The organism is Citrobacter sp. On2M, assembly GCF_018035235.1.
GTDB lineage: Bacteria > Pseudomonadota > Gammaproteobacteria > Enterobacterales > Enterobacteriaceae > Citrobacter > Citrobacter meridianamericanus.
In genome coordinates, this window is record NZ_WPCV01000002.1 from 234,405 (window position 1) to 250,233 (window position 15,829).

17 protein-coding genes are annotated in these 15,829 nt (G+C 51.1%); 8 read left to right on the forward strand and 9 right to left on the reverse strand.

Annotation, left to right across the window (positions count from 1 at the left end):
* Positions 1 to 2: 2 nt before the first annotated feature.
* The gene (treB, locus tag On2M_RS03365) at positions 3 to 1,421 is read right to left on the reverse strand and encodes a PTS trehalose transporter subunit IIBC (RefSeq protein ID WP_005134195.1); all 1,419 of its coding nucleotides are present in this window, start codon (positions 1,419 to 1,421) and stop codon (positions 3 to 5) included.
* 110 nt (positions 1,422 to 1,531) lie between these two features.
* Complete coding sequence (treR, locus tag On2M_RS03370; protein ID WP_210904375.1) at positions 1,532 to 2,479, reverse strand: trehalose operon repressor TreR; 948 nt, start codon at positions 2,477 to 2,479, stop codon at positions 1,532 to 1,534.
* A gap of 388 nt (positions 2,480 to 2,867) precedes the next feature.
* Between treR and mgtA the strand changes: the two genes are divergently transcribed.
* From mgtA to On2M_RS03405, 7 genes are all read left to right on the forward strand, one after another.
* Positions 2,868 to 5,576 carry a magnesium-translocating P-type ATPase gene (gene mgtA / locus On2M_RS03375; protein ID WP_210904376.1) on the forward strand — a complete coding sequence of 903 codons (2,709 nt, stop codon included), beginning with the start codon at positions 2,868 to 2,870 and terminating at the stop codon, positions 5,574 to 5,576.
* A gap of 375 nt (positions 5,577 to 5,951) precedes the next feature.
* Entirely contained in the window at positions 5,952 to 6,929 is a 978-nt protein-coding gene (locus On2M_RS03380) for a TRAP transporter substrate-binding protein (protein ID WP_048212839.1), read from the forward strand.
* Between the two features lie 62 nt (positions 6,930 to 6,991).
* Positions 6,992 to 7,501, forward strand: a complete 510-nt coding sequence (locus On2M_RS03385; RefSeq protein ID WP_151217442.1) for a TRAP transporter small permease — start codon at positions 6,992 to 6,994, stop codon at positions 7,499 to 7,501.
* 30 nt (positions 7,502 to 7,531) lie between these two features.
* Entirely contained in the window at positions 7,532 to 8,818 is a 1,287-nt protein-coding gene (locus tag On2M_RS03390) for a TRAP transporter large permease (protein WP_003830349.1), read from the forward strand.
* 191 nt (positions 8,819 to 9,009) lie between these two features.
* A complete protein-coding gene (locus tag On2M_RS03395) occupies positions 9,010 to 9,684 on the forward strand; it encodes a hypothetical protein (RefSeq protein ID WP_247604918.1) in 675 nt (224 codons plus the stop codon).
* The gene (locus tag On2M_RS03400; RefSeq protein WP_210904377.1) at positions 9,677 to 10,096 is read left to right on the forward strand and encodes a hypothetical protein; all 420 of its coding nucleotides are present in this window, start codon (positions 9,677 to 9,679) and stop codon (positions 10,094 to 10,096) included. Before On2M_RS03395 ends, On2M_RS03400 begins: the two co-directional genes overlap by 8 nt.
* Positions 10,093 to 10,461, forward strand: a complete 369-nt coding sequence (locus On2M_RS03405) for a hypothetical protein (protein WP_151217446.1) — start codon at positions 10,093 to 10,095, stop codon at positions 10,459 to 10,461. Before On2M_RS03400 ends, On2M_RS03405 begins: the two co-directional genes overlap by 4 nt.
* Before the next feature lie 34 nt (positions 10,462 to 10,495).
* Here the strand turns inward: On2M_RS03405 and ridA are convergent, their stop codons facing one another.
* From ridA to pyrL, 4 genes are all read right to left on the reverse strand, one after another.
* The gene (gene ridA / locus On2M_RS03410) at positions 10,496 to 10,882 is read right to left on the reverse strand and encodes a 2-iminobutanoate/2-iminopropanoate deaminase (protein ID WP_000047544.1); all 387 of its coding nucleotides are present in this window, start codon (positions 10,880 to 10,882) and stop codon (positions 10,496 to 10,498) included.
* A gap of 199 nt (positions 10,883 to 11,081) precedes the next feature.
* Positions 11,082 to 11,543: an aspartate carbamoyltransferase regulatory subunit gene (gene pyrI / locus On2M_RS03415; protein ID WP_003025816.1), complete on the reverse strand. Its 462-nt coding sequence runs from the start codon at positions 11,541 to 11,543 to the stop codon at positions 11,082 to 11,084.
* Positions 11,544 to 11,556: 13 nt separating this feature from the next.
* Complete coding sequence (pyrB, locus tag On2M_RS03420; protein ID WP_151224491.1) at positions 11,557 to 12,492, reverse strand: aspartate carbamoyltransferase; 936 nt, start codon at positions 12,490 to 12,492, stop codon at positions 11,557 to 11,559.
* A gap of 36 nt (positions 12,493 to 12,528) precedes the next feature.
* The gene (pyrL, locus tag On2M_RS03430) at positions 12,529 to 12,630 is read right to left on the reverse strand and encodes a pyr operon leader peptide (protein WP_003025819.1); all 102 of its coding nucleotides are present in this window, start codon (positions 12,628 to 12,630) and stop codon (positions 12,529 to 12,531) included.
* On the opposite strand from pyrL, the gene On2M_RS03435 reads away from it, so the two are divergent.
* Complete coding sequence (locus On2M_RS03435) at positions 12,610 to 12,732, forward strand: hypothetical protein (RefSeq protein WP_123268762.1); 123 nt, start codon at positions 12,610 to 12,612, stop codon at positions 12,730 to 12,732. The two genes, pyrL and On2M_RS03435, sit on opposite strands and share 21 nt — an antisense overlap.
* On the opposite strand, the gene On2M_RS03440 is transcribed toward On2M_RS03435, so the two are convergent.
* The 3 genes from On2M_RS03440 to argF form a co-directional block, all read right to left on the reverse strand.
* Complete coding sequence (locus On2M_RS03440; RefSeq protein WP_151217448.1) at positions 12,729 to 13,208, reverse strand: arginine repressor; 480 nt, start codon at positions 13,206 to 13,208, stop codon at positions 12,729 to 12,731. The two genes, On2M_RS03435 and On2M_RS03440, sit on opposite strands and share 4 nt — an antisense overlap.
* A gap of 144 nt (positions 13,209 to 13,352) precedes the next feature.
* Positions 13,353 to 14,756, reverse strand: a complete 1,404-nt coding sequence (locus On2M_RS03445) for a YfcC family protein (protein WP_187253635.1) — start codon at positions 14,754 to 14,756, stop codon at positions 13,353 to 13,355.
* 55 nt (positions 14,757 to 14,811) lie between these two features.
* Positions 14,812 to 15,816, reverse strand: coding sequence for an ornithine carbamoyltransferase (argF, locus tag On2M_RS03450; protein WP_151224494.1), 1,005 nt, complete (start codon positions 15,814 to 15,816; stop codon positions 14,812 to 14,814).
* Positions 15,817 to 15,829 lie beyond the last annotated feature (13 nt).

A 15,829-nucleotide genomic window follows, 5' to 3' on the forward strand; every position in this document is an offset into this window, starting at 1 on the left:
AGTTAGATAATTTGTAATGTGCCCAGACGATATTTTCTCTGGTAAACAAATGAGGTCAGTACCATCGGGATAACAATCGCAATGGCCATCGCCATACCAAATACCTGCCAGTAAGTCGGCTGGATGGAGAGGATGCCCGGCAAACCGCCGACACCAATCCCGTTTGCCAACACACCGTTCAGGCCGCACAGCAGTCCGGCGAGACCGGAGCCGATCATCGCGCACAGCATCGGGAAACGGTATTTCAGGTTGATGCCGTACATTGCCGGTTCAGTGACCCCGAGATAAGCGGAGATGGCAGCAGGGACTGAGATTTCACGTTCATTGTGTTTGCGACTGGAGATAATGATGCCCACCACCGCAGAGGCCTGAGCGATATTCGACAGTGCGATCAGCGGCCATACCGGTGTGCCACCCATGCTCTGAATCATCTGCATGTCGATGGCTAGCGTGGTCTGATGCACGCCGGTGATCACCAACGGGGCGTACAGGAAGCCGAACAACGCCGCGCCGATCGGGGCAAAGCTGCCGGTCAGCAGATGACGGACCGCAAACGCGACACCGTCGCCGATCATGCGACCAAACGGACCGATGAAGGCATGCGCGAGAAACACTGCAAGGATCAGCGAGCACACCGGGACGATCACCAGATACAGATAATCTGGCACGATGCGTTTCATGCGCGTTTCAATAAACCCGAGCGCCAGACCGGCCAGCAACGCTGGAATAACCTGTGCCTGGTAACCCACTTTCTCAATACTGAACAGGCCGAAGTTCCACACTTCCGGCACCTGCTGACCGAGCAAATAGGCGTTCATCAGCTGCGGTGAAACCAGGGTTACGCCCAGCACAATACCGAGGATTGGCGTACCTCCCATTTTCTTCACTGCCGACCAGCAGATCCCGACTGGCAGATAGAAGAAGATTGCTTCGCCAATCAGCCACAGGAAGTCGTAAAGGGTTTTCAGCGAAGGATGCATCTGTGCCAGCGTCTGGCCGTTGCTCATGGGCAGATCGCCGATCACGTTACGAAAACCTAAGATCAAGCCGCCGCTAATCAGCGCGGGCAGCAGCGGGAAGAAGATCTCCGCAAAATGAGAAATCAGCTGTTCGTGCCATTTCATATTCTGCCGCGCCGCTTTTTTCGCCTGCTCTTTGTCGGCGCTGGCTTGTCCGGTAGTCGCCAACAGCGCTTTGTAGTAATCGCCCACCTCGGTGCCAATCACCACCTGAAACTGTCCGGCGTTGGTGAAGCAGCCTTTGACCATCGGTAACTGTTCGATCTCTTTCGGCCTGGCGTTAGCAGGCTGATTCAGCACAAAACGCAGGCGAGTAATGCAGTGACTCACCGTGGCGATATTGTCGCGCCCGCCTACCAGCTCAATCAGCCGGTCGATGTCTGCTTGTTTAATTTTGCTCATTATTAAGCCCTATTGTTGACCTGCCGCCAGAGTATATCGTCGATGAAAATTTAAAAATGGGAACGTTCCCGAAACGCAGCGAAGATCACAAATTGACGCTCAGAAAGCAATCAGGAGAGGCTGGAGGGAATAACGATTTGTCGTGGTTTGCTACGGCCGTTGATCTGCTCGATCAGCTGTGAGGCCGCTTGTCGTCCGGCTTCGGCGTATCCTGGATCGACGGTGATAATTTCCGGATGGAGGAATTTCATCAGCGGCGTGCTGCCCACGCTTGCCAATTGCAGGTTCTCAATTCGCTGCTCCTGCAGGTATTTGCTGACCCCAAGGGCGAGGGTGTCTGTCGCGCAGACTAATGCGGTGGTTTCCGGGGTGATAACACTGGCGGCCTGCTCATAACCCTGCTTCATGGCCAGACCCGGCAGCGCGGCGACGGGGTGCAATTTATGTTTCTTACAGAATGCCAGATAGGCTTCATGGCGGCGCTTCCCGGTGGTCACGTCGCTATGGGGAACGCCAAGAAAACTGATCTGGCGATGCTCGCGATCGTACAGACGTTGCATCAGGGTAAGAATGGCGCCCTCATCGTCATAGCAGACGGAGGCAATGCCTTTGGCATCTCTTGCCAGCAGCACCAGCGAATCTTGCCAGGTGGCGAGCATGGATTCAGTAATGCCGGTAAAACCAAACAGCACCACGCCGTCAATATTACGGCGTCTGAGCATACCCAGATGCTCCTCTACCAGCTCAGGCGAGAACTGACTTTCCATCATGATCGGGTCGTAACCCTGCTCATAAAAGGCGGGCAGCATGGTTTGGACGGCGAGATTTTCCGAAAGCGAGTCCAGACGCGTGACGATAATCGCCACCACTTTGTCACTTTGTCCGCGCATGGCGCGTGCGGAGCGGGAAGGAGAGAATCCGTGCTGATTCATCACGGCTTCAACGCGTTCGCGGGTGCGTTCGCTCACGCCGCTTTCGTTGTTGAGAACGCGGGAAACGGTTGATTTTCCCACGCCGCTTAAGCGGGCGATGTCTTTAATTGTCAGCCGGTTTTGCATCCTGTTTTCCCGTGTTGCGTGCGAAGTTATGCCAAAGAAAGAATAACTTTACTCACGCGCAGTGCAATGGGCAAAGTCTGGTATACGTTTGGTTTAGTTTCCATGGTTTATCATACCGCCATAATTGCCACAAACCTTATGGTTTTCTGCGTATAATCCGCGGCGCAAATCATTCACTTACCGGAGGCTATATGGATCCCGATCCCACCCCTCTCCCTAAATGGAGAAACAACCCTTTCCGGTAAGCTTGTCTTTCACTGTCTTACCGGAACAGTAAGACAGTGACGTTCTGACGTCCCTGTTACGATTATTAGATTGCCATCAGGCAAGGATTTGCCACGCCTGAAGGATTTACTGCCCTGTTTATACGGGGGCAGAGGGACTGCCTATGTTCAAAAATATTACTCGCCAGCTGTTTGCCCGGCTAAACCGACATTTACCGTATCGTTTGGTGCATCGCGATCCGCTACCCAATGCGCAGACCGTTGCCAGCACGCCGATCCCGCCTTCGCTGAGCGAACATTGCCTGAAAATGGCGCTGATGGACGAAGAAGCGTTGTGGAAAACGTTCGGCACGCACCCGGAAGGGTTGAACGCTGCAGAAGTGGAAAACGCTCGCGAGTTACATGGCGAGAACCAGCTACCGGCGCAGAAGCCGTCGCCATGGTGGGTACATCTGTGGGTCTGCTACCGCAACCCGTTTAATATTCTGCTGACTATCCTCGGTGCGATTTCCTATGCCACCGAGGATCTGTTTGCTGCGGGCGTCATCGCGCTGATGGTTATCATCTCCACGCTGCTGAATTTTGTGCAGGAAGCGCGTTCCACCAAAGCGGCGGATGCGTTGAAAGCAATGGTCAGTAACACCGCGACGGTGCTACGCGTCATCAACGAGAAAGGGGAGAACGGCTGGGTTGAACTGCCGATCGACCAGCTGGTCCCTGGTGATATTCTCAAACTGGCAGCAGGGGATATGATCCCAGCCGATCTGCGTGTGGTGCAGGCTCGTGATCTGTTTGTGGCACAGGCTTCGCTGACCGGCGAATCGCTGCCGGTGGAGAAAGTCGCCACCAGCCGCGACCCGCAGCAAAGCAACCCGCTGGAATGCGATACCCTGTGCTTTATGGGCACTAACGTGGTGAGCGGTACGGCGCAGGCCATCGTGATTGCGACCGGCGCTAATACCTGGTTCGGGCAACTGGCGGGCCGCGTCAGCGAGCAAGAAAGCGAGCAGAATGCCTTCCAGAAAGGGATCAGCCGCGTCAGTATGCTGCTGATCCGCTTTATGCTGGTGATGGCGCCGATTGTGCTGATCATCAACGGTTATACCAAAGGCGATTGGTGGGAAGCGGCGCTGTTTGCGCTGTCTGTGGCGGTGGGATTGACCCCAGAGATGTTGCCGATGATCGTCACCTCAACGCTGGCACGCGGGGCGGTGAAGCTGTCAAAACAAAAGGTCATCGTCAAACACCTCGACGCCATCCAGAATTTTGGTGCGATGGATATTCTGTGTACCGATAAAACCGGCACGCTGACGCAAGATAAAATTGTGCTGGAGAATCATACCGATATCTCCGGCAAGCCCAGTGAACACGTCCTGCATTCTGCGTGGCTGAACAGCCATTACCAGACCGGGCTGAAGAATCTGCTGGATACGGCGGTGCTGGAAGGCGTGGACGAAGAATCCGCCCGCCGTCTCTCTACCCGCTGGCAAAAAATCGACGAGATCCCGTTTGATTTCGAACGCCGCCGCATGTCGGTGGTGGTCGCTGAAGAAACCGATGTACATCAACTGGTGTGTAAAGGCGCGCTGCAGGAGATCCTTAGCGTCTGCACCCAGGTACGCCACAATGGTGAGATTGTTCCGTTAGACGACAACATGCTGCGTCGGGTGAAACGCGTCACGGACACGCTGAACCGTCAGGGGCTGCGCGTAGTGGCGGTGGCAACGAAGTATCTGCCCGCGCGTGAGGGCGATTACCAGCGTATTGATGAATCCGATCTGATCCTCGAAGGCTATATCGCGTTCCTCGATCCGCCGAAAGAGACCACCGCACCGGCGCTTAAAGCGCTGAAAGCCAGCGGTATTACGGTGAAAATCCTCACCGGCGATAGCGAGCTGGTGGCGGCGAAAGTGTGTCATGAAGTGGGACTGGATGCGGGCGATGTGGTGATTGGCAGCAGCATTGAAGGGTTAAGCGATGACGAACTGGCAAAACTGGCCCAGCGCACCACGCTGTTTGCCCGCCTGACGCCAATGCACAAAGAGCGCATTGTTACGCTGCTCAAGCGTGAAGGTCATGTGGTCGGCTTTATGGGGGATGGCATTAACGACGCTCCGGCGCTGCGCGCGGCGGACATCGGTATCTCTGTTGATGGCGCGGTCGATATTGCGCGTGAAGCGGCAGATATTATCCTGCTGGAAAAGAGCCTGATGGTGCTGGAAGAAGGGGTGATCGAAGGACGCCGTACCTTTTCTAACATGTTGAAGTACATCAAAATGACCGCCAGTTCTAACTTCGGTAACGTATTTAGTGTGCTGGTGGCGAGTGCCTTTTTACCGTTCCTGCCAATGTTGCCGCTGCACTTACTGATTCAGAACCTGCTGTACGATGTATCCCAGGTGGCGATTCCGTTTGATAACGTTGACGAAGAGCAGATCAAAAAGCCACAGCGCTGGAATCCCGCCGATCTGGGCCGCTTTATGCTCTTCTTTGGGCCGATCAGCTCCATTTTCGACATTCTGACATTTTGCCTGATGTGGTTCGTCTTCCATGCGAATACGCCAGAACATCAGACGTTGTTCCAGTCGGGCTGGTTCGTGGTGGGGCTGCTGTCGCAAACGCTGATTGTGCATATGATCCGTACCCGTCGCGTGCCGTTTATCCAAAGCCGCGCCGCATGGCCGCTGATGCTGATGACGCTGGTGGTGATGGTGGTGGGTATTGCATTGCCATTCTCGCCGCTGGCCAGCTACCTGCAATTGCAGGCGCTGCCGCTGAGCTACTTCCCGTGGCTGATTGCGATTCTGGCGGGTTACATGACATTGACCCAATTAGTGAAAGGTTTTTATAGCCGCCGCTACGGCTGGCAGTAATCCTCAACATCTCTGCAGGATGGTGTTAATACCATCCTGCATTTCACTTTTTCATTCGAAAGATATTCTCCCGAAATATTGGTGTTTTATTTTTATTGAAATGCTAACGCGGGTTGTTAGTATCAAATCGCCATCCTTGCGTTGTTTATTTATCAATAAAACGATCTGCATTGCAAAAATGAAACAGTGTGCTAAAAATTTTAAGTGTCTGCGATTTTTTGTGAACGTAGTCATCGAAATAAATTGTTACACCAGTTAGTCTGCGCAGGTAACGTCGGTAAGAAAGTTTCTCGCTGCCCGTTTTTAATTCCGGCAGTCATTTGCTCTGCAAGCTATTCCTGTTAATGGATATTATGAACTTCTGGAGAAGGACAAATGAAACTGACAAAAAACCTGTTAAGTCTGTGTATTGGCGCGTCTGTATTACTGGCGAGTCATGCAACGCTGGCACAAACCTTTCGCGCCGCAGATGTGCATCCGGCTGATTACCCGAACGTTGTTGCCGTGAAACATATGGGGGAAAAACTTAGCGCTGCCACCGACGGTCGTTTGGAGATTAAAACCTTTCCCGGTGGCGTGTTAGGCGACGAAAAGCAGATGATTGAGCAGGCGCAATTAGGTGCTATCGATATTATTCGTGTCTCAATGACGCCAGTCGCCGCTATTCTCCCTGAAATTAACGTGTTTACCCTGCCATACATTTTCCGTGATGAAGACCATCTGCATAAGGTTCTCGACGGCATGATTGGTCAGGAGATTGGCGACCGCCTGACGGCCAACACCAAATCGCGGCTGGTGTTCCTCGGCTGGATGGATGCCGGAACGCGCAACCTGATCACCAAAAATCCGGTGGTGAAACCGGAAGATTTACACGGTATGAAAATCCGTGTTCAAGGGAGTCCGATAGCGCTGGATACCCTGAAAGCGATGGGCGCTAATTCCGTTGTCATGGGCGTTAGTGAAGTATTTAGCGGTATGCAGACCGGCGTTATTGATGGCACGGAAAATAACCCGCCAACGTTTGTTGCGCATAACTATTTGCCGGTCGTGAAAAACTATACCTGGAGCAAACACTTTATTATTCCTGAGCTTTTTCTGTTCTCGAAAGCCAAATGGGATAAGTTGAAAAAAGAAGACCAGGACCTCATTATTAAACTCGCCAAAGAAGCACAGGTAGAGCAACGAAAACTTTGGCAGGATTATAATGCGAAATCGCTGGAGACCATGAAAGCCAATGGCGTTCAGTTCCACGATATTGATACGGACTATTTCTATAAAGCCACGCAGTCAGTGCGGGATAATTACGGTAAAGACCACCAGGATTTGATCAAACGAATTCAGGATGTGAAGTAATTCATCAGGTGGAGGATATCAACCCTCTGCCTGAATCTTTTGATTAATTCGAGGTGATGATTATGGGTGAATGCTATTCATCGGTAATGGATTTTCTTTATCGGGTGTCAATGTGGATTGCCGGTATCGCATTATTGGTCATGGTCGCCATTATCCCCATTGGTATATTCGCGCGTTATGTTCTGAATAACGCCCTGTCATGGCCTGAACCCGTCGCTATTCTGTGTATGGTGACATTCACCTTTATTGGCGCGGCGGTGAGCTATCGTGCAGGCTCGCATATTGCGGTAAGTATGGTGATTGACCGTCTGGGTGAGGCTTCCCGCCGTTATTGCTCGGTAATCGCTGACGTTATGTTAGTGGCGATAAGCCTTTTTATCCTCTGGTACGGAACCAATCTCTGTCTTGAACTGTGGGGCCAGCCCGTGGCCGAATTCCCGCTTTTAAGCGCCGGGCAAAACTACCTTCCATTGCCGCTTGGCTCTGCCATAACGCTGCTGTTTATCGCAGAAAAGATTTTCCGTGGTCCGCAATACCAACGTCCTGTTGTCATGCTGGGATCGACCAGCTAGTTACCGCCCCCATTTCAGAAAGGAAAGCAGATGGATGCATTTATTCTCGTCTTTACGCTCGGCATTATGCTGGCAATTGGGGTACCGGTAGCGTATGCGGTTGGCATTAGCGCCATCATTGGGGCCTGGTACATAGATATTCCGCTGGAAGCGGTAATGATCCAACTGACCAGCGGGGTGAATAAGTTTTCGCTGCTGGCGATCCCATTCTTTATTCTGGCTGGGGCTATTATGGCCGAAGGGGGAATTGCGCGGCGACTGGTGAACTTTGCCTATATTTTTGTTGGCTTTATTCGCGGCGGACTGTCGCTGGTAAACATTGTGGCATCAACCTTTTTTGGCGCTATTTCTGGATCGTCTGTAGCTGATACCGCATCCATTGGTTCGGTAATGATCCCGGAAATGGATAAAAAAGGTTATCCGCGCGACTTTGCCGCGGCGGTAACGGCCAGTGGTTCGGTGCAGGCGATTCTTACGCCGCCCAGCCATAACTCGGTTATCTATTCGCTGGCTACAGGCGGCACGGTGTCGATTGCCGCACTGTTCATCGCCGGGATCCTGCCGGGCCTGCTGTTAAGCCTCAGCCTGATGGTGATGTGCGTGGCTTTTGCGCACAAGCGCGGTTATCCAAAAGGGGAACGCGTACCGTTTCGCCAGGCGCTGAAGATTTTCGTCGATACGCTGTGGGGCTTGATGACGGTTGTGATCATCATGGGCGGCATTTTGTCAGGTATCTTTACCGCGACGGAGTCTGCGGCGATTGCCTGTCTTTGGGCCTTCTTTGTCACCATGTTTATCTATCGTGACTATAAATGGTCTGAGCTGCCGAAGCTGATGTTCCGCACGGTGAAAACGGTCACCATCGTGATGATCCTGATAGGCTTTGCCGCCGCGTTTGGGGCCGTCATGACCTATATGCAGTTGCCGATGCGTATCACCGAAGCCTTCACCAGTATTTCGGACAACAAATACGTCATTCTGATGTGCATTAACATCATGCTGCTGCTGATCGGTACGCTGATGGACATGGCGCCGCTGATCCTGATCCTGACGCCGGTGCTACTACCGGTGACCAACGCGCTCGGCATTGATCCGGTCCATTTTGGCATGATCATGCTGGTGAACTTAGGGATTGGCCTGATTACGCCACCGGTAGGGTCGGTGCTGTTTGTGGCCAGTGCGGTGAGTAAGCAGAAAATAGAGCAGGTGGTAAAGGCGATGCTGCCATTCTACCTCGTGCTATTCCTGGTGCTGATGCTCGTGACATACATTCCGGCGATTTCGCTATTCCTGCCGAAACTGTTTGGTGTAATGTGATAAATGCCCGGTGGCGCTCACGCTTACCGGGCCAACCTAAATTCACTCCGGGCTTCCATGCCCGTTTTTTTGTCTTTCGCCCAATACAGCTAAATATTTTCTGAATTATGGCATTGCCAGTGTCTTCCAACAGAATACGCCAGATTATAAATGTTAATATCTTGTCATGTTAATTATTCTTAGGCGGTATTATGAACGGTTATATATTGGGGAGAGATGATCCTGAATATAGTATTGATGTTGGAAGTGGTGAATGGTGCAGTGCGGGGAATTTTTCAGATCAATTTTATTATTATAAATATTACCTGGAACAGTTGATTGATGGGAGCTTATATTTAAAGTATCGCTATCCTTTTGCTCGAGAAAATTTACTGCATTATTTGCAAAATACGGGTGAAGACATACATATTAACTTAACTGATATGATGGGAAAATCAGCCCAGTTAAAGGATAATTATGTGCAATTATTGGATGCAGCAAAGAGTTTTTGTAAAACATTATCGCCAGGCCAGCATGAGTTTACTTCTGAGCATGTTAATACTGATGATTTTATTTCTAGCGATCCAGACTTGTTTTATGCTATAGGAGGTTATCAATACTGGGGCAAAGGTCAGGTGCAAATTACCGAAGATAAGTATAAAAATACGATGAGCAATGGTAGTAGATTATGTAGTTATGATTTGACATTTCAGTTTAAGTTTTTTGACAGGTATAACTGGAATATTAGTGTCGCAAATTCTGGCGTTCGTTTAGGTAGTATCGTTCCGGTGAATGATACTTTTATGGGGAGGTTTCATCAGGAGTGTCTGGCCAGAGAGTACAATATTTTTGGTGCCATTGAGTCAGAGGTAAAATGGCATGACTGAGCATAGCACTCTATTTTACATGGAAAAAATACTTACTTTCGCTTTAGTTTGTGCCTTTTGTTATATGCTGTATATTATTTCGGTTTGCTGGTTACCCGTGCGTGAAAGTCACTATCTTCTGGTTGTACAATGGTGCCGTAACGATGATTCAAATACCCACTATGCAAAGAATTTATCCTGGCATGGTTTATATGTTTATTTGGAGAAATCGTCTGGGGATATTATTGTAAGGGAAATGAACACTCCTCTACACGATCCATTTCAGTCTTACCGGTACGTTTACCGTAAAATTGCACATGAAAATGATATATCCTTGGTCGCAGAGAAATGGGGGGTAATTAAGTGTCAGGAAAAAAATAAAGCGCTCATTGGTTCATCTGGTTATTCTTTTTTATGGAGACATGACCAATGAACACTTTTATAAGACGAGCTACTATAAAAACATTTTGTTTACTAATTATAATGTTTATCTGTATTTTTTCTATTAATTCAGTTGAAAGATATAACAATATTGTTAGTTTTAAAATTCACAATAAGATAGTTTATACATTGGAAAAGATGAAAAATGATAATGATGATGATCTCAAAATTAATGTTTATAGTTCAAGGTTGTACTGGGTTTTAGGACAAACCTGTTTCTCAGAGAATATAGAATCACAGCAAAAAGGGGAAATGGAATTATATAATTGGGGAGTGGGGATAATCGAAAATGAAACCATCACCTTAAAGAATAATGGAAGAGAATTGATTTTTTCAGTTATAGGCTGCAATACTTAAGGAACCCTGCCAGAGCAGGGCTCTCTAATAAGATTTAGCGACGAACGGCGATCGCTTCAATCTCGATTTTCACGTCTTTCGGCAGACGGGCAACTTCCACGCAAGAACGCGCCGGGAAGGTCGCGTTGTGCTCGGTGAAGAACGCTTCGTAGGTGGCGTTGACGGTGGCGAAATCGTTCAGGTCTTTAACGAAAACGGTCGTTTTTACGATGTCGCCCACTTTCAGACCAGCTGCTTCAACGATAGCTTTTACGTTTTCCAGCGACTGACGTGCCTGAGCGGACACGTCTTCCGCTACGGCACCGGTTTTCGGATCGACCGGGATCTGACCGGAAGTGATTACCATGCTACCCAGGTCAACGCCCTGAACGTATGGGCCGATTGCTGCTGGTGCATTTTCCGTCGCGATAGTCTTGCTCATGATTTCTCCTGAATTACAGCGGTAGTAGAATGTTCCCGCCCATTATACACGTCATCCTTCACACTGCCTCTTCGTTGGCTACGTCCTCTTACCCTGGTCACATAGTTTACTATGCTCCCAGTGATAATCGGACTTGCCGCCTCGATGCATTGCGAATGCTTATGTGTAACGGGAGCCGGGATCTCATAACCAACCCCAATTAGTTGGCCAGCACCACATAATGCGAAAACTCTTTTTCACAGTATTTGCATTTGAGTGCGATATCATCAGCGCGTTTTTTCACTGCAAAACTGGAAGAAACCGGCTCAGCATGGCTGATGCAGTTGCTGTTCGGGCACACCAGTACGTTGTCGATGCGCTCCGGCAGGCTAGGGCGTGATTTACCCACCACGTCGTAATCATCAATGCGGTTTACCGTTGCCTGCGGAGCGTACAGGGAGAGCTGGTTGACCTGCTCGTCGGTCAGGAACGTATTTTCGATTTTAATCAGGTCTTTACGGCCCATCTCACCAGACGGCAGGTTCAGTCCGATGGTGATGCGCTGATCGGTTTCAGTCAGTTTGAACAGCGTCAGTAGCTTAAAACCAACCTGTGCGGGAATGTGGTCAATCACGGTGCCACGTTTGATGGCTTCAACCTGCAGTTTGTTATCGTGTGTCATCTCTTTTTCTCCCTTACAGTGCCAGTTCGCTATTCAGTACCAGTGCCAGTAACGCCTGGCGGGCGAAGATGCCGTTGCCAGCCTGCTGGAAATACCAGGCGTGCGGCGTCTTGTCGACGTCGGTGGTGATTTCATCGATGCGCGGCAGCGGATGCAGCACCTTCATGTTCTCTCTGGCTCCCGCCAGATCGCTGGCACGCAGAACAAACTGTGCTTTTACGTTGGCGTATTCGGATGGGTCCAGACGCTCTTTCTGCACGCGGGTCATGTAGAGAATGTCGACCTCCGCCATCACTTCTTCAATCGTGCCGTGCAGGCTCCAGGCAATACCTTTTTCATTCAGCATATCCAGAATGTACTGCGGCATCGCCAGCGCGTCCGGGGCGATGAAGTAGAAACGGTTACCTTCGAACTTCGCCAGCGCCTGAGTCAGGGAGTGGACGGTACGGCCATATTTCAGGTCACCCACCATGGCGATGTGCAGATTGTCCAGGCGGCCCTGTGTCTCCTGGATGGTAAACAGATCCAGCAGCGTTTGGGTCGGGTGTTGGTTGGAGCCGTCGCCCGCGTTAAGAACCGGAACGTTACCAGAGAATTCTGTTGCCAGACGCGCGGCACCTTCCTGTGGATGACGCATCACGATGGCGTCGACGTAGGTGCTGATGACGGAAATGGTGTCGGCCAGCGTTTCGCCTTTTTTACCCAGCGAGGTGTTGGCACTGTCAGAGAAACCCACCACGCTGGCACCCAGGCGGTGCATCGATGTTTCAAAGGATAAACGGGTGCGGGTCGACGCCTCAAAGAAGCAACTGGCGATGACCTTATGCTTTAACAGCTCTGGCTGCGGGTTGGCTTTTAATTTCGCCGCTGTCGCGAGAACCAGATTGAGGTCATCGCGGCTGAGGTCGTTTATGGAAATGATGTGTTTTTGATAGAGCGGGTTAGCCATGTTTATCTCCTGACGCCTGGGCAAAAAAAAAGCCCCTCAATTGAGGGGCTCGGAATGGGTGATCAACGGAAAGAAAAACGGCAGGCCAGCGTCCTTTTTCAGACGCGGTAAGACAAAATGTCGTACACACTGAACCATACATCCTCCCGGCAAATTGTCCGCGATTATACTCAGCTCCGTTATGGGATCAAGCGAAAAATGCACAATTTATTCATCGCAAACGGTTCTTATGAATTTTAATTCATTTTAAATAGATAATTAATCTGTTTGTGAACCAGGGCTGTTCGCTGTACAACCCGCGGTGCGACCCAGACAATACTGCTACCGGCAATGACGCCGAGAATTTCTGGCAACGCGTGATAATCGAGGATTCTGGCAACGGCACGGCCATAGCCTGCCGCCGTGTGGATGAGGATAAATTCGCTATTGTGTTCCACGCTGACCACCATTTCAGCAATCGAGCGGGCAGCATCAGGAGCGGGTCGCGATTGCGGATTTACAGAATAAATTTTTTGCCCTTTTGTATTTCTTATTTTTATCGCACCCAGCAGTTTTAGCAGACGAGATACCGTTGACTGGCTAATCCCGGTAAAACCATGCTGTTGTAGATCGCGGCGAAGCGCTTCCTGGGACAGGTAGCTTTTTTCGCTAATCAGGCGCTGACAAATCGCCAGCTGTTTCTGCTCTTTGGTCGAGTAATCATCGAGTTCCTTCATAAAAACACCCTAAATTTATCATTTGTATCAATGTGATGGCGAAATTCACCACATTTGCAGTATCAATAACGGCTCAAACGGGCGGTTGTGCAGAAAAACGAGAGCACGCACAAAAAAGCCGTCGGGATCCGACGGCCAAAACGGCTACAGCATCGCGCCGATACTCAGGACGACCATGTTCAGCACCGTCAGAACCAGCAGCAGCGGGGCGACCCATTTCAGGTAGCGCACATAAGGAACGCGAGCGATGGCCAACCCTCCCATCACGACGGCTGAAGTAGGGGTGATCAGATTCACAATGCCGGAAGCGGATTGGTACGCGGTGACGACCAAATCCCTTTGCACATGGGCGAAGTCGGCCAGTGGGGCCATAATGGGCATCGTGAGCACCGCCAGGCCAGACGAGGAAGGGACCAGGAAGGAGAGCAACACTTCCAGCCAGTAGGTCACATTGATAAAAATGGTGGTGGACAGACCGGAGACTAAATTTTCGGCGCTGTGCAGAATGGTGTGGGTAATCATACCGTTATCCATCACCACGACGATACCGCGCGCAATGCCGATAATCAGCGCCACGCCGAGCAGATCCCGCGCGCCGTCAATGAATGTGCTGGTGAAGCCCTCTTCACTCATACGGGCAATCACGCCGACGATAATCGCTGAGGCCAGAAAGACTGCGGATATTTCTGCCATCCACCATCCGAGTACCGCGACGCCATAAATCATTACCGCAAAGGCGGCGGCGAATATCAGCAGGATCCACTTACGCGTAGCCGTGAATTCAAGGTTAGCATTGCCGCGATTACCGAGAAAATGGGCGCGGTTTTCCTCCATTTTATCCGCCACAATCGACAACTCCGGGTGATTACGGACTTTGCGCGCATAACGCATGACCCACACCACGCAGATAACATAGCCGATGACCAGCAGCAGAATGCGCATCAGCATTCCCTGCGTGAAAGGGATCCCGGCGGCGTTTGCGGCGATGACCGTCGCAAAAGGGTTGATGGTCGAACCGAGCGTGCCGATGCCTGCGCCGAGTAGCACGGTTGCAGCAGCAACCAGTGGATCAAAGCGCGCGGCCATCATGACCGGAACCAGCAATGTGTAGAATGGGAGTGATTCCTCCGCCATGCCGTAAATCGTGCCTCCGGCGGCGAAAAGCCCCATCAGAATGGGGATCATCCACTCTTCTTTTCCGTTCAGCCTGACCGTCACGCGTTCGATGCCGGCATCAATGGCGCCCGTTTTGTTTACCACGCCGAGAAACCCACCGATGATCAGGACAAACAGCGCAACATCAATTGCGCCTGCGGTGTAGGTTTCGTGGTTATAAAGCCCGTCAATCGGTGCCAGCAGGACAGCGGTTATGCCTTGCGGATGCGCCTCTGTAGGGGCATAGGTACCGGCAACCGGCACTTCTTTGCCGAGGGTAGCATTCATCGCCATCTGGTATTTCCCTGCCGGGACAATCCAGGTCATAACGGCGACGAGCGCAATAAGAATAAACAGGATGGTATACGCGCTGGGAAATTTGAATTTGCCCATGATGTTCTCCGGATAGCTTGGGCATATGCCGCCAGGCGACACATGCCCGCAGGGGTTAGTCGCCGAGTGTCGCTACCATGACCGCTTTAATGGTATGCATCCGGTTTTCCGCTTCGTCGAAGACGATGGAATGTGCTGACTCAAATACCTCTTCCGTGACTTCAAGCCCTTTCAGGCCGTAAGCCGCTTCGATTTCACGGCCCACCTTGGTGTGCTCATTATGGAAAGCGGGCAGGCAGTGCATGAATTTCACGTTAGGATTGCCGGTCGCATTGATGACCTGCTGGTTAATTTGATAAGGCGTCATCAGGCTGACGCGTTCTGCCCACGCTTCTTTAGGTTCGCCCATCGAAACCCAGACATCGGTGTAGAGAAAATCTACGTCGTATACCCCTTCCGCAACATCGTCCGTGAGCGTAATGCGTGCGCCTGTTACGCTGGCGATTTCGCGGCATTCGGCAACCAGCGCCTCGTCAGGCCAAAAGGACTTCGGCGCGACCAGACGAATATCCATCCCCATTTTCGCCGCGCCGACCATCAGTGAATTGCCCATGTTGTTGCGAGCGTCACCAAGATAAGCGAAGCTCAGTTCGGGTAAGGTTTTCCCTGGAGCGTGTTCAAGCATGGTCATCAGATCGGCAAGGATCTGCGTAGGGTGGAATTCATTCGTCAGCCCGTTCCAGACCGGCACGCCAGCAAATTCACCCAATTCTTCAACGATCTCCTGGCCGTAGCCGCGGTATTCGATGCCGTCATACATGCGACCCAGCACGCGAGCGGTATCTTTCATCGACTCTTTATGACCGATCTGCGAGCCGCTTGGACCGAGGTAGGTCACCTGTGCGCCCTGATCGAAAGCACCGACTTCAAAGGCGCAGCGGGTGCGCGTTGAGGTTTTTTCGAAGATCAGCGCAATATTTTTACCGACCAGCGTTTGCCTTTCGCGCCCGGCTTTTTTTGCCGTTTTTAACTCGATAGCCAGATCGATCAGGTACTGGATTTCCGTTGGGGTGTAGTCCAGCAGTTTGAGAAAATTGCGATTTTTCAGGTTAACAGTCATGAAAATATCCTTA